This is a genomic window from Streptomyces sp. NPDC111656 (assembly GCF_055656965.1).
In genome coordinates, this window is sequence record NZ_JBVKCA010000003.1 from 412,313 (window position 1) to 428,421 (window position 16,109).

At 69.0% G+C, this 16,109-nt stretch carries 16 protein-coding genes; 7 read left to right on the plus strand and 9 right to left on the minus strand.

The features are described from left to right. Positions 1-10 precede the first annotated feature (10 nt). On the plus strand, positions 11-1,066 hold the full coding sequence (locus ACZ7M3_RS12060; protein ID WP_351305410.1) for a methyltransferase: 1,056 nt from the start codon (positions 11-13) through the stop codon (positions 1,064-1,066). Between the two features lie 94 nt (positions 1,067-1,160). Here the strand turns inward: ACZ7M3_RS12060 and ACZ7M3_RS12065 are convergent, their stop codons facing one another. The 7 genes from ACZ7M3_RS12065 to ACZ7M3_RS12095 all read right to left on the minus strand — a co-directional run bounded on the left by ACZ7M3_RS12065 (position 1,161) and on the right by ACZ7M3_RS12095 (position 6,486). Next, on the minus strand, positions 1,161-1,493 hold the full coding sequence (locus tag ACZ7M3_RS12065; RefSeq protein WP_054232638.1) for a TcmI family type II polyketide cyclase: 333 nt from the start codon (positions 1,491-1,493) through the stop codon (positions 1,161-1,163). A gap of 26 nt (positions 1,494-1,519) precedes the next feature. Then, positions 1,520-1,996, minus strand: a complete 477-nt coding sequence (locus ACZ7M3_RS12070) for an SRPBCC family protein (protein WP_472062741.1) — start codon at positions 1,994-1,996, stop codon at positions 1,520-1,522. Positions 1,997-1,998: 2 nt separating this feature from the next. Then, positions 1,999-2,259 (minus strand): phosphopantetheine-binding protein, encoded by a 261-nt coding sequence (locus tag ACZ7M3_RS12075; protein ID WP_472062743.1) that lies wholly within the window; start codon positions 2,257-2,259, stop codon positions 1,999-2,001. Between the two features lie 26 nt (positions 2,260-2,285). Beyond that, positions 2,286-3,551 carry a ketosynthase chain-length factor gene (locus ACZ7M3_RS12080; protein ID WP_472062745.1) on the minus strand — a complete coding sequence of 422 codons (1,266 nt, stop codon included), beginning with the start codon at positions 3,549-3,551 and terminating at the stop codon, positions 2,286-2,288. Then, a complete protein-coding gene (locus tag ACZ7M3_RS12085; protein ID WP_472062747.1) occupies positions 3,548-4,816 on the minus strand; it encodes a beta-ketoacyl-[acyl-carrier-protein] synthase family protein in 1,269 nt (422 codons plus the stop codon). Before ACZ7M3_RS12085 ends, ACZ7M3_RS12080 begins: the two co-directional genes overlap by 4 nt. Further along, positions 4,813-5,295, minus strand: a complete 483-nt coding sequence (locus ACZ7M3_RS12090; RefSeq protein ID WP_054232643.1) for a cupin domain-containing protein — start codon at positions 5,293-5,295, stop codon at positions 4,813-4,815. The genes ACZ7M3_RS12085 and ACZ7M3_RS12090 overlap by 4 nt, the downstream gene beginning before the upstream one ends. Before the next feature lie 69 nt (positions 5,296-5,364). After that, complete coding sequence (locus tag ACZ7M3_RS12095; protein ID WP_472062748.1) at positions 5,365-6,486, minus strand: SchA/CurD-like domain-containing protein; 1,122 nt, start codon at positions 6,484-6,486, stop codon at positions 5,365-5,367. A 254-nt stretch (positions 6,487-6,740) separates the two neighbouring features. Between ACZ7M3_RS12095 and ACZ7M3_RS12100 the strand changes: the two genes are divergently transcribed. Next, positions 6,741-8,390, plus strand: coding sequence for an FAD-dependent oxidoreductase (locus ACZ7M3_RS12100; protein WP_472062749.1), 1,650 nt, complete (start codon positions 6,741-6,743; stop codon positions 8,388-8,390). 77 nt (positions 8,391-8,467) lie between these two features. Here ACZ7M3_RS12100 and ACZ7M3_RS12105 read toward each other — a convergent pair whose 3' ends face one another. After that, positions 8,468-8,968, minus strand: coding sequence for an SRPBCC family protein (locus ACZ7M3_RS12105; protein ID WP_472062750.1), 501 nt, complete (start codon positions 8,966-8,968; stop codon positions 8,468-8,470). 414 nt (positions 8,969-9,382) lie between these two features. Between ACZ7M3_RS12105 and ACZ7M3_RS12110 the strand changes: the two genes are divergently transcribed. Together ACZ7M3_RS12110 and ACZ7M3_RS12115 are read left to right on the plus strand one after the other, a co-directional pair. Further along, a complete protein-coding gene (locus ACZ7M3_RS12110) occupies positions 9,383-9,856 on the plus strand; it encodes a carboxymuconolactone decarboxylase family protein (protein WP_095857589.1) in 474 nt (157 codons plus the stop codon). Positions 9,857-10,137: 281 nt separating this feature from the next. After that, entirely contained in the window at positions 10,138-10,896 is a 759-nt protein-coding gene (locus ACZ7M3_RS12115; RefSeq protein ID WP_472062752.1) for a PIG-L deacetylase family protein, read from the plus strand. 240 nt (positions 10,897-11,136) lie between these two features. On the opposite strand, the gene ACZ7M3_RS12120 is transcribed toward ACZ7M3_RS12115, so the two are convergent. After that, complete coding sequence (locus ACZ7M3_RS12120) at positions 11,137-11,508, minus strand: cupin domain-containing protein (RefSeq protein WP_351305504.1); 372 nt, start codon at positions 11,506-11,508, stop codon at positions 11,137-11,139. A gap of 835 nt (positions 11,509-12,343) precedes the next feature. Between ACZ7M3_RS12120 and ACZ7M3_RS12125 the strand changes: the two genes are divergently transcribed. The 3 genes from ACZ7M3_RS12125 to ACZ7M3_RS12135 all read left to right on the plus strand — a co-directional run bounded on the left by ACZ7M3_RS12125 (position 12,344) and on the right by ACZ7M3_RS12135 (position 16,010). Further along, entirely contained in the window at positions 12,344-13,240 is an 897-nt protein-coding gene (locus ACZ7M3_RS12125) for an RNA polymerase sigma-70 factor (protein WP_472063112.1), read from the plus strand. A 186-nt stretch (positions 13,241-13,426) separates the two neighbouring features. Further along, on the plus strand, positions 13,427-13,924 hold the full coding sequence (locus tag ACZ7M3_RS12130) for an Ohr family peroxiredoxin (RefSeq protein WP_472062754.1): 498 nt from the start codon (positions 13,427-13,429) through the stop codon (positions 13,922-13,924). 385 nt (positions 13,925-14,309) lie between these two features. Beyond that, the gene (locus ACZ7M3_RS12135; RefSeq protein ID WP_472063114.1) at positions 14,310-16,010 is read left to right on the plus strand and encodes an FAD-binding protein; all 1,701 of its coding nucleotides are present in this window, start codon (positions 14,310-14,312) and stop codon (positions 16,008-16,010) included. Positions 16,011-16,109: the final 99 nt, after the last annotated feature.

Sequence of the window (16,109 nt, forward strand, 5' to 3'; positions counted from 1 at the left end):
AGGCACCACCATGACCACTGTTGATCCGGCTCCACCGACCACGGTCGATCCGGCTCCCCCGCCGCCGTCCATGCGGCTGCGGGAGCTCGCCTTCGGAGCGGCGTGCGCCGCCGCCGTACGCGCGACCGCCCGCCTCGGCGTGGCGGACGCCCTGGGCGACACGCCCATGCGCGTGGAGGACCTGGCGGCGACGGTGAAGGCCCAGCCGAAGACCCTGCGGCGGCTGCTGCGCGCGCTGTGCTGCCAGGGGGTCTTCACCGAACTCCCGGACGGCACCTTCGCGCACACGGAGATGTCCCGGCTGCTGCGCGAGGACGACCCGCACAGCCTCCGCTACATCGCCCTGTGGTGCACCGAGCCGTGGACGTGGAACGTCTGGCCGAAGCTCGACGAGGCGGTGCGCTCCGGCCGTAACGTCTTCGAGGACGTGTACGAGCGGGAGTTCTTCGACTACCTCAACGAAGAGGCCCCGGAGTCGGCGTACGTGTTCAACCGGGCCATGACGACGTCCAGCGAGCAGTCGGCGCGGGACGTGGCGAACCTTCTCGATCTGCGAGGCGTGTCCTCGGTCGCGGACATCGGCGGCGGTCAGGGCCAGGTCCTGGTCAGCCTGCTGGAGAAGCACCCCGGGATGCACGGCACGCTGCTCGACCTGCCGGGAGTGGTGGAGAACGCCGATCCCCGGCTGCGCGGCGGCGGTTCGCTGGCCGAGCGGGTGCGCGTCGTGGCCGGGGACTGCCGTGAGGACATCCCGGTCCAGGCGGACCTGTACATCATCAAGAACATCCTGGAGTGGGACGACGACAGCACCCGCAGGGCGCTGGCCAACATCCGCAAGGCGGCGCGGCCCGGTGCCCGCGTCGTCGTCATCGAGAACCTCGTGGACGACACCCCGTCGATGCGGTTCACCACGGCCATGGACCTGCTGCTGCTCCTCAATGTCGGTGGTGCGAAGCACACCCGGCAGAGCATGGTCGACCGGCTGACGGACGCGGGCCTCGTCATCGACGAGTTCCGTCCGGTCAACGCGTATCTGCACGCCTTCGAGTGCACGATCCCCAGCTGATCCGGCCTTTCCGGCGCACCGGGAAAAACCCGAGGCCGCCGGCTCCGCGTCCATCGCGGGGTCGGCGGCCTCGGGTTGTGTCCGGGCGTTCGCCTCAGGAGACGGCGTCCCGCTCCCAGCGGTAGAAGCACTGGGCCATGGCGTCCTTGGGACTGCGCCACGTCTGCGGGTCGTACGCGCTGACGTACGCCGACAGCTGCTCGCTGACGCTCCGGAACTCGGGGTGCCCGACCACCTTCGCGATGGCGGGTGCCGGGTCCTTGTCGGCTTCGATGAGGTGCATGTACACATCACCGAACTGGAAGAGGCTGCGCCGCTTGACGCCGATCAGGTGCGGGAGTTCACCGCGGTCGGAGGCGGCGAACACATCGGCGATCGCCGGGGCCGAGTCGGGCGCCATGCGCGCGACGATGAGGGCGTGGTGCATCGGATGTCCTTCCTGAGCTCCGGCTGTCAGCCGGCCATCGGCGCGTTCTGACGGTCGCGGGCGACCTTCTCGATCCGGTCCCGGATGAGCTCCATCTGGACGCGGGAGTTGCGGTTGATGTTGTCCGTCATCCAGGCGTCGTCGACCGGGGCCTCGGGCTTCATCGCGAAGTCCTGCACCCAGTGCATGTGGGTGCCCTCGGGGGTCTCCTCGTACTCCCACCGGATGTTCATGTGGTCGAAGGGGCCCGTCTCGACGCGGCGGGCGCGGACCGTCCGCCTGACGCGGTCCACGGTCCGCTCCGAGACCCAGCTCCAGACCTTGCCGTTCTCGTCCGGGTGCATGGTCAGTCGGAACTTCGTCGTGTCGCCGTCGCGGGAGAGCACCTCCAGGGACGCGTACTCGCTGAAGAGCTGCGGCCAGTTCTCGATGTCGTTGGTGATGTCCCAGACGAGGTCGAGAGGGGCGTCGATGGTGATGCTGTTCTCAGTGTGTCCTGCCACTTTCAGGCTCCAGACTTGAGGGTGTTGTTGACGAGGTCGAGGAACTCACGGGGGGTCTTGCAGCGCTCGGCGTCGGGGGGCAGCGGCTGGCTGTACCGGTTCTCCAGCTCACCGACGATGCCGAGCAGGCCGAGGGAGTCGAGGCCGAGGGTGCCGAACGGGGAGTCGGACGACTTCTCGAGGTCCTGGGGGTCGACGGAGACACCGGCCGCCTTCTTCATCAGCGAGGCCAGTTCGATGAGGGTCACTTCGGTGGTGATCATGAGTCTGTTCTCCTTCCCGCCCGGTCCTATCGGGCGGAGTCGCCGCCGCGGCGCACTACCAGCGCCGCGTTGGAGCCCATCAGTCCCCTGCTGAGGACCAGGGCCGTGTGCAGCTCGGTGGGACGAGCGCTCGACATCACCAGGTCGAGGTCGTGGCAGATGTCGAACACGTTGGGGGTGGGGGGTACCTGACCGTTCTCCATGGCGAGCACCGCGGCCGCGGTGTCCAGCACGGGTGCCCCGCAGTAGGCCCGCCCGATGCCCGTCTTGGGCGCCGTGACGGGGACCCGGGTGCCGTGCTTACCGAGGGCGTCGGCAATGGCCAGGGCTTCGGCGCGGTCCGCCTCCGGAACGCCCAGGGCGTCGGCGAACACGACGTCGATCTCCTCCGGAGCGCAGCCGGCCTCGTCGAGGGCGCCACGGATCGCGTGGGCGAGACCCTCTCTGGACCGCTCCCAGCGGGAGGCTCCGGTGAACGTGGCTCCATGGCCGGCCACGATGGCCCGGACGGCCGCCCCGCGCGCGCGAGCGCGGGTCTCGTCCTCCACGACGAGCATGGCTCCCCCCTCCGCGGGAGCGAAGCCGCACGCTCCCGCGGTGAAGGGCCGATAGGCCTGATCGGGATCCTCGGCGGTGCTGATCTCGGGGTATCCGAGCTGGCACACCATCGAGTACGGGGCGAGGGGGGCCTCCGCGGATCCGACGACCACCGCGCCGGTGCCGCGCCGTACACCCCGGGCGGCGAGCGCGATGGAGTCCAGGCCGCCCGCCTCGTCGCTCGCGACCACTCCACACGGTCCCTTGAAGCCGCCCCGGATGGAGATCTGGCCGGTGCTGGCGGCGTAGAACCAGGCGATGGACTGGTACGGGCCCACGTACCGGGATCCCTGGCCCCACAGCTTCTGGAGCTCGCGCTGTCCGAACTCGCCGCCACCTGATCCGGCGGCGGTGATCACGCCGATGTCGTACGGGTCCGCGGGGTCACCCTGGCCCAGGCCGGCGTCGTCGAGGGCGAGCACGGTCGCTGCCATCGCGAAGTGGCTGAAGCGGTCCGTCTGGACGAGGAACCGCTCCTCGATGAGGGCCGCGGCGTCGAAGGCCCGGACCTCGCCCGCGATACGGAGCGGCAGGTGCTCGCATCCCTCGCGGGTGATCCGGTCCAGGACGACGAGGCCTTCTCTGACGGACTTCCAGTACGCGTCGGCGCGCAGTCCGTTGGGCGCGATCACACCGATGCCGGTGATGGCCGCGCGCCGGGGGCGCTGAGTGCGCTGAGTGCGCTGTGTGCTCATCGGGTCCTCCCACCCGGCCCGGTCAGGAGCACCGCGGACTGGAATCCGCCGAATCCGCTGCCCACGGAGAGCACGTTGTTCAGCTTCCGCGGGCGTGCGGTGCGCGGCACGTAGTCCAGGTCGCACTCGGGGTCGGGAGTTTCGTAGTTCGCCGTGGGCGGCACCACTTGGTGCTTCAGGGCGAGGACGCAGGCGACGACCTCTATCGCGCCGATCGCGCCCAGCGAGTGCCCCACCATGGACTTGATGGAGCTCATGGGCGTGTCGTAGGCGTGCTCGCCCAGGGACCGCTTGACCGCGGCGGTCTCGTGCCGGTCGTTCTGTCGGGTGCCCGAGCCGTGCGCGTTGACGTAGTCGATCAGGGTGGGGTCGAGGCGGGCCTGGTCGAGCGTGGTGTCGATCGCCCGGGCCATCTCCAGCCCCTCGCTGGTCAGACCGGTCATGTGGTAGGCGTTGCCGTAGGTGGCGTAGCCGCTTATCTCGCAGTAGATGTGCGCGCCGCGGGCTCGGGCGTGCTCGTACTCCTCCAGGACCAGTACCGCGCCGCCCTCGCCCATGACGAAGCCGTTGCGGTGGACGTCGAAGGGACGGGAGGCGTGCTCGGGGTCGTCGTTGTCGGGTGAGGTGGCCTTGATGGCGTCGAAGCAGGCCATGGTGATCGGGGATATCGGAGAGTCCGACGCCCCGGCTATGCAGACGTCCGCCCGGCCCTCCTCGATGGTGTGGAAGGCGTAGCCGACCGCGTCGAGTCCGGAGGTGCAGCCGGTGGAGACGGTCTGCACCGGTCCCTGGGCACCGAACTCCTCGGCGACGACCGAGGCCAGCGTGCTGGGCGAGAACGCCAGGTGCAGTTGCGGGTCGGCCGCGCGGTGGTCCACGTCCCACCGCCGGCCCCGTTCGCTGACCTGGACGTAGTCGTGTTCCAGGCGGGTGGTACCGCCGACGGCGCTGCCCAGGGAGACCGCGACCCGCCAGGGGTCCTCCTTGCCGGTGTCGAGTCCGGAGTCACGGACGGCTTCCCGGGCCGCGACCACGGCGAACTGGATGTACCGGTCGGCGTGTTCGCTCAGCTCCGGGTCGAGGCCGTGCGCGAGCGGGTCGAAGTCGCATTCGGCGGCTATGCGGGAACGCAGGCCCGCCGGGTCGAACAGCGAGATGCCGCGGGTCGCGGTGCGGCCGTTGGACAGGAGGTCCCAGAACGCCGTCGCCCCGGTGCCGCCCGGAGCGACCACACCGATGCCGGTGACGGCCACCCGCCGGGTCACTTTATGGCCCCACTTCGCTCGGACGGCTGTCCGTGGTCCGGCGCGGACAGGTCCGCCCCGGCGGTGGCGAACTCGGGGCCGGGCGCGGTGTCGTCGGTCACCTCCGTGTCGACGTGGCCGAGGCTCGGACGCGGAGCGAGCGGGCCCAGGTGGAAGACCATGCGGGCTTCCGTGTCGCCGACGTTGCGGAAGCGGTGCCGCATGTTGATCGGGATCAGCAGACCCTGATCGGGCCGCAGGGCGAAGCTGTCGCCGTCCAGGTCCACTTCGAGGGCGCCGTTGACGACGTACACGAACTCCTCGGAGTACGGGTGGTAGTGCTCACCGATGCGCTCGCCGGGCTGGATGAGGGCCAGGCCCATGAAGCCGCTGGTGGACCCCGCCGTGGCGGGCGTGAGCATGGCCCGGATGTCGCCTCCGCGCCTGCGGTTGGGTTCCGTCTCGCTCAGGTCCACGATGCGTGGATGCTTCTTGAACATGCTTGATACCTCCGGGTGGGGCAGTGACGTCCGGGGAGGGAGGGCCGCGGACGAAGCCGCGGCCCTCTGTCAGGAATCCGCCGTGCGGTCGGTGACGGGCATCATGTCGACGTGCGACAGGAGGCGGTTGATGTTGCGTTCCGTCTCCAGGGAGCCCTCGACGCCGATCGCGGCACCGTCGAGGAGACGCTCCAGCTCCGCGGCCTTCTTCGCGCCCTTGACACCGAGCGCGGCGACGGGGTCCGCGTCCAGCTCGCCCGTCACGTCGATGAGACGCACCACGATGTCGTCACGCTGGAAGACCGTGCTCCGGTACACCGGACTCTTCGGGTCATCCGCCGCGGCTTCGTCCTGGTGGGCGAGCAACCTGGCCAGCTCCAACCCGCAGCCTGGCTTGGCCGGGTAGTAGAGCGCGTGGCGACGCAGGTCCTCGGGTGCCTTGCTGCCGGACGTCACGTGGTGCACGGACGGCAGCGCGGCCCGGGTGAAGAAGACCCGTGCCGAGTCGGGGTCCCTCAGGTCCCGGTCCTGCTCCAGGTACGGGTTGATGGCCTCCTCGACCGCCCGTACCTCGGGCTGACGGGCGACGTGACGCAGTGCCGCCATGAGGTCGCCCTCCACCTCCACCGCACGCACGACACGGTTGCCGTGCATGAAGAGGGAGGTGCGCCGCAGCCGCGTGGTGTCGTCGACCTGGGCCTGGGGGGACTCGTACCCGGCGAGGATCTCCGCGACCTTCGACTCGGTCCCCGGCTTGACGGTGAAGGTGAGGGCATGGCGTGCCACACCTTCGCCCACCCGGGCCTCGACCTGCATATCCGCCTTGGCCGACTTCTGGCCGTGCGGCTGGGCGGGGCTGGTCTCCCGAAGGATGCTGTAGCGCATCGAGCGGGTGTCCCGGACGCAGTTGTGCATCGGCCGGACCGTCTCGACGTGCTCCTCGCTGTTGACCCAGGCGAGGAAGGGCGGGGCGCTCTCCCATTCGCTGGTGATGAGCCACTGCGAGGGGTTCTCGATCGACTGGCAGAGCTGGTCGCTGAGGTGTCCGGGGACGGACGCGACCTGATTGCGCATGTGCTCGTACGCGTCGAGGAACTGCTCCTGGGCTCCTTCGTACAGGTCGAGCAGCAGGATCACCCGAAGCCTGGAGCCGTCGAACGCCGATTGCGATATACGTCCCGAAGTAGTCATCCGGCACACCTCTTCTCTTCTTCACGGAAGGTCAGGAACGACCGCCGTGTCCCAAAGACCGGGGTCGCCATGTGCCGATCGTTGACGCGACCCCCGAGGCGCGCGAGCCCGCCGGTGCGGACGAGTGAACTGTGTGCCATCCGGGTGCCCGGAGCGCGCGATCCTCTCCGCACAGGGCATGGAAACTGATGGCCGTTCAAAGCGGCCGGCATCCCATCCCTGACTCACCTCGCGGGTGACGCTGGAGGCAATCAATGAACCGATTGAAAGAGGCCGGCGAGGTCGGTCAGCACACGCCGGTCCTCATCGTCGGCGGCTCCCTGGTGGGCCTGTCCACCTCGCTGTTCCTGGGCCGGCTCGGTGTGCCGCACCTGCTGGTCGAACGCCATTCGGGTACCTCGATCCATCCACGTGGGCGCGGCAACAACGTGCGCACGATGGAGCTGTTCCGGGTGGCCGGAGTGCAGCGGCGCATCGAGGAGGCCGCTTCGGTCCTGGCGGAGAACCACGGCATCATGCAGACGCCGACGCTGGTGGGCGACGCCGGTGAGTGGCTGTTCAAGGAGATCGACCCGGGCGGCGGGCTCGCCCGCTTCAGCCCCGGTGCGTGGTGCCTGTGCAGCCAGAACGACCTGGAGCCGGTGCTGCTGAAGAGCGCCCGGGAGCTGGGCGGAGACCTGCGCTTCTCCACCGAGATGCTGTCGTTCGAGCAGGACGCGCAGGGGATCACCGCGCAGCTCAAGAGCCGGGAGACGGGCGAACACAGCACCGTCCGGGCGGACTACCTGGTCGCGGCGGACGGCCCGCGCAGCCCGATCCGCGAGCGGCTCGCCATCGGGCAGAGCGGACCTGGCGACCTGTTCCACAACGTGAGCGTCACGTTCACCTCGCGGGCTCTCGCGGACGTCGTCGGTGACCGGCGCTTCATCGTCTGCTACCTGACCGATCCGGAGGCCGACGGGGCGCTCCTGCCGGTCGACAACAAGGAGCACTGGGTCTTCCACGCGCCCTGGCACCCCGAACAGGGCGAAACCCTTGAGGAGTTCACCGACGAGCGGTGCGCGGACCACATCCGACGCGCCGTGGGCGTGGCCGATCTCGATGTGCAGATCACCGGCAGGGCCGCCTGGCACGCCGCCGAGCGGGTCGCCGAGCGCTACTCGGACGGCAGGGTGTTCCTGGCCGGCGACTCGGCCCACGAGATGTCCCCCACCGGTGCGTTCGGCTCCAACACCGGAATCCAGGACGCGCACAACCTCGCCTGGAAACTGGCCGCGGTGCTGGGCGGCTGGGCGGGCCCCGGACTGCTGAAGTCCTACGACGCCGAGCGCCGCCCGGTCGCGGAGGCCACCAGCGCCCGTGCCTCGTCGCGTTCGGTCGAGCACAGCCACCCCGGGTACATCCCCGCCCCGGGAGCCGCCGGCCCCGGCGGCAAGAAGGGCGGCATCCTCAACGTGGCGCTGGCCTACCGCTATCCGCGTGGCGCGGTCCTGGGTACCGACCAGTCGGTCCCGATCGTCCCCGACGGCCTGCGCCTGACCGGCGAGCCCGGCAGCCGGGCACCGCACATGTGGCTGCACCGCGCCGGCACCCGGGTCTCCACCCTCGACCTGTACGAGCGGTCCATGGTGCTCCTGACCTCGTCGGACAAGTGGCACAGCGCGGCGAAGGACGTCGCCCAGCGGCTGTCCGTCCCGCTCGACGCGTACCGGATCGGCAGCGGCGCCGACGCGGAGCTCTCCCCCGCGAGCGACACGGACTGGGCGGAGGTGCACGGCGTCACCGAGGACGGAGCGGTGCTGGTCCGCCCCGACGGATTCGTCGCCTGGCGCTCCGAGGGCCCCTCGGCGAACCCCGAGACAGCACTGCGGGAGGCCCTCACGGCGATCCTGGACCGGGGCTGACGGCTCCGTTCACACCGTGATCCCGACGTCCGCGTCGGCAGAGCGCGCCGGTACCCGTTCCGGGTGAGCCGAGGGTCTCACTCGGAACGGGTACCCGACCGCCGCTCCTCCTCGCGTGCGCGGTGAGCCTCCCGACCGCCGTCCAGCCATGCCCGCAGACCACGGTGTCCCCGGTACGTCAGGAGATAGTGGTTGGCGCGGAACAGCGGGCGAAACGGCACCTCGAGCCGGCGGACGAGTGCCTTGCGCGCCACCATGTCCTGCTCGAGGACGGCCCGGCTGCCGGTCCCGTGCGGGCGCACGCTCCACCCCGACACACCCTCCAGGTCGCCGCCGACCACCCCGCGCAACACCCTCGACTCCATGTCCTCGAACGCGCCGGTGATGGTGAGGTCGAGGTCGAACGGCAGCAGCGAGCGCAACAGGAACGCCCCCGACTGCTCATCGACACGGCGCGCCCGCCGCACTCCGGGCCACCACAGGGGCCAGTCGTCGACCACGCGCAGCACCGCGAACACCTCGTCCGGCGGTCGAGCGAAGTCCCACACGCTTCTGAACCGATAACGATGCAGTTCCATGAACAGCAGTGTGCGGGCGCCCACGGCGGTGGCGTGAGGGCGCGGACACCCACGTCACTCGGCGCGCGGAAGCACAACCCGTCACCAGGCGCCGCTCCCCGGAGGGGTGGTCAACCCAGTCTGCACGCCATGCACGCCTGCAGTTGCTGTCCGTCGTGGGGAGTTGGCACGACCGGAGCTATTGACGTTGCGTCGCCCCTGCACACCGCACCACAACAACGGTGTGCTGTCGCCCGCGAGAGTGGCATGTGCACCGCGGCGGCGCGGCCGCTGACACCCATTTTCCGGGCTTCACCTGGCACGACGGTATCCACGACCGAACGGATGAGACTCAGGTCACATGGAGGCGCTGTCACACGTCTTCGGTCACCCCGGTCAATAGTTGTGTATCCACAACACTGCAAGGAGATCACCGTGGAATCGCGTCTCAACTTCTTCGGCCACCCTCTCGCTGGGAAGGTGCTGAAGCACATCAACTCTGCCAACAAGGTGATTGCGGACTCGACGCTGCCGGTCGCGACCCAGGAGCTGGTGAAGATCCGCGCCAGCCAGATCAACGGCTGCGGTTTCTGCACGGACATGCACACCAAGGACGCCACGCACGCCGGGGAGACCCCGCAGCGCCTCAACCTGGTCGCGGCCTGGCGGGAGGCCAAGGTGTTCACCGACGCCGAGCGCGCCGCCCTGGAGCTGACCGAGCAGGGCACCCGCATCGCCGACGCGGCCGGTGGGGTCACGGACGAGGTGTGGGAGAACGCCGCCAAGCACTTCGACGAGGACCAGCTCGCCGCGCTGGTTTCCCTCATCGCCGTCATCAACGCCTACAACCGTGTGAATGTCATCGTCCAGCAGCCGGCCGGCGACTACCAGCCCGGCCAGTTCGGCTGACGGACCCCCGCCCGGCCGCACAGTCCGTCTCCGCGCGCCCCGACCCACGGCGCGGAGACGGCCCGCCACCCACCCACGATGGCGGGCCGTGCACAGGACTTCGCCACCCCGCAGCCCGGGACGCCATTGGTGGACGCCATCCGACGGGTGATGTCGGGGAAGCCGACATGTCCTGTGCGGGCTGGTGGATGACCCGGGCCGGCGCTGGGTCGGCGGGCCCATGGGTGGCTGACGGAACCACCTCTTGCGCCGCGGATTTCGCACGACCACGGGAACAATCCATGAAAGCAGGCGCTGTGACCGATTCGTCTCTCGCGCAACTGCGGCCGATGCCGACCGACTGGCAACGTGCACTGGCCGTGGTGGCCCATCCTGATGATCTCGAGTACGGGTGCTCGGCCGCAGTCGCGTCCTGGATCCAGGACGGCCGTGAGATCGCCTATGTCCTCGCCACCCGCGGCGAAGCGGGCATCGACACGCTGGCACCGGCCGAGGCGGGACCGCTGAGGGAAAGGGAGCAGCGCTCCAGTGCAGCCGCCGTCGGGGTCTCCGCGGTGGAATTCCTCGACCACCGGGACGGCACAGTCGAGTACGGCATCCCCCTGCGCCGCGACATCGCCGCTGCCATCCGCCGTCACCGGCCCGAGTTGCTGATCACTCTGAACCACCATGCGACCTGGGGTTCGGGTGTCTGGAACACCCCGGACCACGTGGCCGTCGGGCGCGCCGCCCTCGACGCGGCGGCGGACGCGGGCAACCGCTGGATCTTCCCGGAACTGGCCGAGCAGAAGCTGCGGCCCTGGAACGGCGTGCGATGGGTCGCCGTCGCCAACTCCCCGAACCCCACCCACGCGGTACGTGCGGACCGAGGCTTCGAACAGGCAGTGCAGTCGCTGCTTCAGCATCGTGCGTACATCGAGGCATTGAGCGACGAGGATCCCGAGACGTACACGCGCCGCTTCCTGACGGGCAGCACCGGCGAGCACAGCGCGCGCTTCGGCGGGAAACCGGCCGTCGTCTTCGAATTGTTCAGCCGCTGAGCGTGGCGCAACGGCTCCTGCCGCGCCTCCGAAATGCTGAAATTGACACTGTTCCGCCCGCCGTGGCACACGTTGCTGTCGTGGAGTGACCGAGGTTCGTCATCCAGGCCATTGCGGCCATGCCGGCCGCGTACGGCAACCTCCGTGCGACATCGGTCAGTTCGAACTGCCGGTGACGGCTGACGGCGGTCGGCGGTCGGCGGTCGGCGGGAACCACAGCGCGGCGGCTGCGAAGAAGGGTCAGTCGGTGGGGCGCGGGGCCCGCAGGTGGGCCCGCTTCTCGAGTTCCTCCTCATCGACCAGTTCGAGCATGGGCTTACCCGGCGCGCACATCATGGTCACGACGAACCGGGTCCGCGCATCGGCCAGCGCGTTGCCGTCCTGGTAGTGGATCGGGTCACCACCCGGTTCCCAGAACGTCCCGCCGGCCTCGACCACGCGCTCGGGCTCGCCCTCGAGCTCGAAACGGACGGCGCCCTCGATGACGTACCCGAACGCCGGCCCCGAGTGGCGGTGCGGCGGAGTTCCCGGGTCTCCGGGCTCCCACTCGACGTGAAGGGTCATCGCCGAGGCACCCTCCGGAACGGAGATCGGTGCGGCGTCCTGCAGCATCGTCACCGCCGTCTTCCACCCCTCCGACGGTGTCTGTCGGCCGGTCCCGTGCACTGAGTCCTGGTTCGACACTGTGTTGCACCTCCATGCATCCATCACGCCATGGGACCGGCTACCGTCGGCCCGACGCGTGTTCGCGCATCCAGGTCCCATGGCCGTTTCCCACTGATGACCGGACGCACGGCGGATCTGTGACATGAGAGACCGTATTTGACCCCTGGGAGGACCGCTCGGCGGACGGAGGTTGTCGAGCGGTGTCACAACATCGGGTCCAACGCTGTCCTAGGAGTCGAGAGTCGCCGGCGAGGGCGCGCATGTTGCGCCCGTGCTGATGCGACCTGTGTCGACCGACGACGTCGCTGCGCTCGCTCATGTCGCCGTGGGAGTGCCACTGTTCGGCGTGCCAGTGGCTCGCCCGACGGTGAGCCCCCTTCGCATGACGCCCGCTGTCAACCCCGCGCGCCTCTCACCGGCCGGCACCGGAAACACGTCCGTGTCCGCGGTCGGCACGGCGGGGAAGGTCGGCTGCGAGGACGCCGGGATCGTGTTGATGTAGTCGGAGAACAAGGGGGCGGGCAGGGCAATGCCGGACCGGGCCGCGTACTCCGGCCTCCCGCACGAAGATGATCGCGGAATGGGCGGAGTACGGCTTCGCCGCGCTGCCCGCGCAGGCCGACCCGCCGTCCTGGCAGGGCGGCTCGGGCGCCGATGCGCGCGACAGCGGTGACCATCGCCCGAGGTCGGCAGCCACTCTCGCATCGCTCAAGATCGTCCGGAGGAGACGCGCACCGCTGCGGCAGCTTGTAGCATGGTGCTGCACTTCTGGAGGACACCTATGCGCGCCCGGGATGACGCAGACTCTCTCGACCAGGCAACGAGGGAATTCATGGCGGCGCGTCCCCACCTCTTCGGCATCGCCTACCGCGTGCTGGGGAGTGTCGTGGAAGCCGAGGACATCGTCCAGGATGCGTGGCTGCGCTGGCAGAACACCGACCGTGCCGACATCGTGGAGCCGGTCGCGTTTCTGGCCACGGTCACTTCCCGTCTGGCGATCAACCTGGCCCAGTCGGCACCGAAGCGGCGTGAGTCGTACATCGGGCCGTGGCTGCCGGAGCCGGTCGACACACGCGTGGATCCGCAGCTGGGTGCGGAACGAGCGGAGGCGCTCGACCTGGCGGTTCTTCACCTCATGGAGAAATTGAACCCTGTGGAACGGGCTGCCTACGTTCTGCGGGAGGCCTTCGACTACCCGTACAAGCAGATCGCGGACATGTTGGAGACGAGCGAAGCCAATACGCGCCAGTTGGTGAGCCGTGCCCGGAAACATCTGTCGGCGGAACGCAAGGAGCCCGTGAGTCCTGCCGCTCATCGGCGGCTGCTGGAGGTGTTCCTCTCCGCAGCGCAGACCGGCAACCTGTCGGTCCTCGAGGACGTTCTCACCGAGGACGTGGTCAGCTACAGCGACGGCGGAGGGATTCGCGGAGCATCCAGGATTCCGGTCGTCGGACGTTCTCATGTCTCCAAGTACCTCGCCGCCTTCGCCCCACGCTTCTGGCCTCAGGCGGACGTTCGCTGGGTGGAGGCCAACGGCATGCCGGCCGTCCTTGTCTCGGCCGATGGACACAGCGTGGCTCTGCTGTGCGTCGATGTGTCGGAGCGCGGCATCGAACGCCTCATGTGGGTCATGAATCCGGCGAAACTGGAACCCTACGTGGCCTCGCTGGACAGCTGAGGCAACTCGGCGATCGGCACTGCGCCGGGGCTGCCCGCCGACGTCACAAGAGGAGTGCCTTGTCGGTCAACTCGTTGTCCGGAATCTCGGATTCTCTGAGACGCGAAGGTAGCTCACCGACATGACGCTTTCCGCAGTTGCTGCTCCCCGCCCGTCCGTGTCCTGGAGCACTGACGGAGTCGCGCGGTGAACGACCGGTTCCGGTTGCCCGGTCTGTCCACCGACAAGGACTTCGACGGCGATACCTTTGCGCCCATCTACACCACGACGGTGACGGTGAGCGGTGGGACAGCGGCTCATGGCCGAGCCTCCGGGAGGGCCCGCTCGGACGACGGAGTCCTGGATCTCGACCTGCGCATGCCTGCCGAGCTGGGCGGAGACGGCCACGGAACGAATCCCGAGCAGTTGTTCGCCGCCAGCTTCGCGGCCTGCTTCCAGGGCGCCGTCACTCTCCTCGCACGACAGGCCGCGCTCGACCCCACCCCGATCTCCGTCGAGGCGACCGTGGCGTTCGGGCGGGATCCGGAAGACGGCGGCTACGTGCTGCATGTCGACCTGGTGGTCACCTGGCCGGACATCGATCCCGAGGTCGCCGCTCCGGTTCTCGAGAAGGCAGATTCGCTGTGCCCCTACGCGAGGATGGCACGGCAGGGAACGCCGACCACCATCACGCTGGCTTCCTAGCCTGAAGCCGGCCCGCATGAAGCGACCAGAGGCGGTCACCGGAGCGGAACGGGCCCTGCCCTTGACGTCGACGCAGGGCCCCGCAATGACGTACGTCATCTTCTCCTCCTTCGTCCGACGGAGCCGATCAGCGCACAGCCGACTTGCGGCGTGCCGTCTTCCGGCTGGAGATATGACCAAGAGACCCATGGTGTTGTGACAGCCGCCGCGCGTTCTGATGGGCGACCGTTTCGATGCGACTCGGACCTACCTCTGGACCGCGTCCTGCCGTGACACCCCGATGGCGCCGGGCGTGTCACAGATACCGCGACGGCCCGGTCGTAGTGAGTGACAACCTTGGCGATCGGAGTGAACCGTGGCTATCACCGAACAACGTCTTGCCACCATGGTGCTGGTGATCGGCACCGGAGGAGCCGGGCTGCGAGCGGCGATCGAGCTGGCCGAGGCCGGCGTCGACGTCCTGGCGGTCGGCAAGCGTCCCAGGGAGGACGCCCATACCGCGCTCGCCGCCGGGGGAATCAATGCGGCCCTGGCCACCATGGATCCCGAGGACAGCTGGCAGCAGCACGCCGCCGACACTCTCAAGGAGAGCTATCTGCTGGCCGACCCTCGCACCGTCGAGATCGTCACCCAGGGCGCCACCCGAGGCATCGACGACCTGGACCGCTACGGCATGGCCTTCGCCCGGGAAGAGGACGGCCGGATCTCCCAGCGCTTCTTCGGCGCGCACAAGTTCCGGCGGACCGCGTTCGCCGGTGACTACACCGGTCTGGAGATCCAGCGCACGCTGATCAGGCGGGCGGACCAGCTCGACATTCCGGTGCTCGACGGCGTCTACATCACCCGGCTCCTCGTACACGACGGCGCTGTCTTCGGCGCCTACGGGTTCGACCTCGCGACCGGGAAGCGCTACCTGATCCACGCGGACGCGGTCATTCTTGCCGCGGGCGGCCATACGCGTATCTGGCGGCGTACCTCCTCGCGGCGCGACGAGAACACGGGCGACTCCTTCCGCCTGGCGGTGGAGGCCGGAGCCCGTCTGCGCGACGCCGAGCTGGTGCAGTTCCATCCTTCAGGGATCATCGAGCCGGAGAACGCGGCCGGAACGCTGGTCAGCGAGGCCGCCCGGGGTGAGGGCGGGATCCTGCGCAACGCGCTCGGGGAACGGTTCATGAGCCGTTACGACCCCGTCCGGATGGAGCTGTCCACCCGCGACCGCGTGGCGCTGGCCTCCTACACGGAGATCAAGGAAGGGCGCGGCACGCCCAAGGGAGGCGTGTGGCTCGACGTCTCGCACCTGCCACGGCAGACGATCATGACGCGGCTGCCCCGGGTCTACCAGACGCTTCTGGACCTGCAGATGCTGGACATCACCCGCGAACCGATCGAGATCGCACCCACCGCGCACTACTCGATGGGCGGGGTGTGGGTGCGTCCCGAGGACCACAGCACCGATGTGCGTGGCCTGTACGCCATCGGTGAGGCGTCGAGCGGGCTGCACGGCGCCAATCGCCTCGGCGGGAACAGTCTCATCGAGCTGCTGGTCTTCGGCCGCATCACGGGCCGGGCGGCGGCCGCCTACTCTCAGTCGCTGACCGCGCAGCCACGGTCGGCGTCCGCCGTCGCGGAGGCCCGCGCGGAGATCGACGACCTTCTCGCCGCCGACGGGCCGGAGAACGTCCGTGCCCTGCAGCGCGCCATCCGCAACACCATGACCGAGCATGCGGGAGTCGTACGCGACGAAGAGGGCCTGCGCGCCGGGCTGGCGGAGCTCTCGGTGATCGAGAAGAGGATGGCGGACATCGGCGTCCACCCGGACATCGCCGGCTATCAGGACCTCGCGCACACCTTTGATCTCAAATCCGCCGCCCTGGCGGCCCGAGCCACGCTCGAGGCGGCGTTGGAACGTCGTGAGACGCGTGGCTGTCACAACCGCAGCGACTATCCCGAACAGGATCCCGCCCTGCAGGTCAATCTCGTGTGGTCCCCGACGACGGGTATCACTCGCGAAAGCATTCCGGCCGTCCCGGACGAGATTTCCGCGCTGATGGAGGAAGTCTCGACCGACGGAAAGCTTGCCGAATGACCTGCCCAGTCCAACCGGGGCACTGAGGGCCGATAGGAGGAATCTTCTCGATTCCTCCGAACCAGCTGTCACAAAGAGAGCCACTTCCCTGTCTCTTCT

Bases quoted from the DNA above. Each gene is read 5' to 3' on its own strand.
- ACZ7M3_RS12060 (WP_351305410.1), top strand. From the start codon at position 11: ATGACCACTGTTGATCCGGCTCCACCGACCACGGTCGATCCGGCTCCC.
- ACZ7M3_RS12065 (WP_054232638.1), bottom strand. From the start codon at position 1,493: ATGCACCACGCCCTCATCGTCGCGCGCATGGCGCCCGACTCGGCCCCG.
- ACZ7M3_RS12075 (WP_472062743.1), bottom strand. From the start codon at position 2,259: ATGATCACCACCGAAGTGACCCTCATCGAACTGGCCTCGCTGATGAAG.
- ACZ7M3_RS12080 (WP_472062745.1), bottom strand. From the start codon at position 3,551: ATGAGCACACAGCGCACTCAGCGCACTCAGCGCCCCCGGCGCGCGGCC.
- ACZ7M3_RS12090 (WP_054232643.1), bottom strand. From the start codon at position 5,295: ATGTTCAAGAAGCATCCACGCATCGTGGACCTGAGCGAGACGGAACCC.
- ACZ7M3_RS12095 (WP_472062748.1), bottom strand. From the start codon at position 6,486: ATGACTACTTCGGGACGTATATCGCAATCGGCGTTCGACGGCTCCAGG.
- ACZ7M3_RS12100 (WP_472062749.1), top strand. From the start codon at position 6,741: ATGAACCGATTGAAAGAGGCCGGCGAGGTCGGTCAGCACACGCCGGTC.
- ACZ7M3_RS12105 (WP_472062750.1), bottom strand. From the start codon at position 8,968: ATGGAACTGCATCGTTATCGGTTCAGAAGCGTGTGGGACTTCGCTCGA.
- ACZ7M3_RS12115 (WP_472062752.1), top strand. From the start codon at position 10,138: ATGAAAGCAGGCGCTGTGACCGATTCGTCTCTCGCGCAACTGCGGCCG.
- ACZ7M3_RS12120 (WP_351305504.1), bottom strand. From the start codon at position 11,508: ATGCTGCAGGACGCCGCACCGATCTCCGTTCCGGAGGGTGCCTCGGCG.
- ACZ7M3_RS12125 (WP_472063112.1), top strand. From the start codon at position 12,344: ATGCGCGCCCGGGATGACGCAGACTCTCTCGACCAGGCAACGAGGGAA.
- ACZ7M3_RS12135 (WP_472063114.1), top strand. From the start codon at position 14,310: ATGGTGCTGGTGATCGGCACCGGAGGAGCCGGGCTGCGAGCGGCGATC.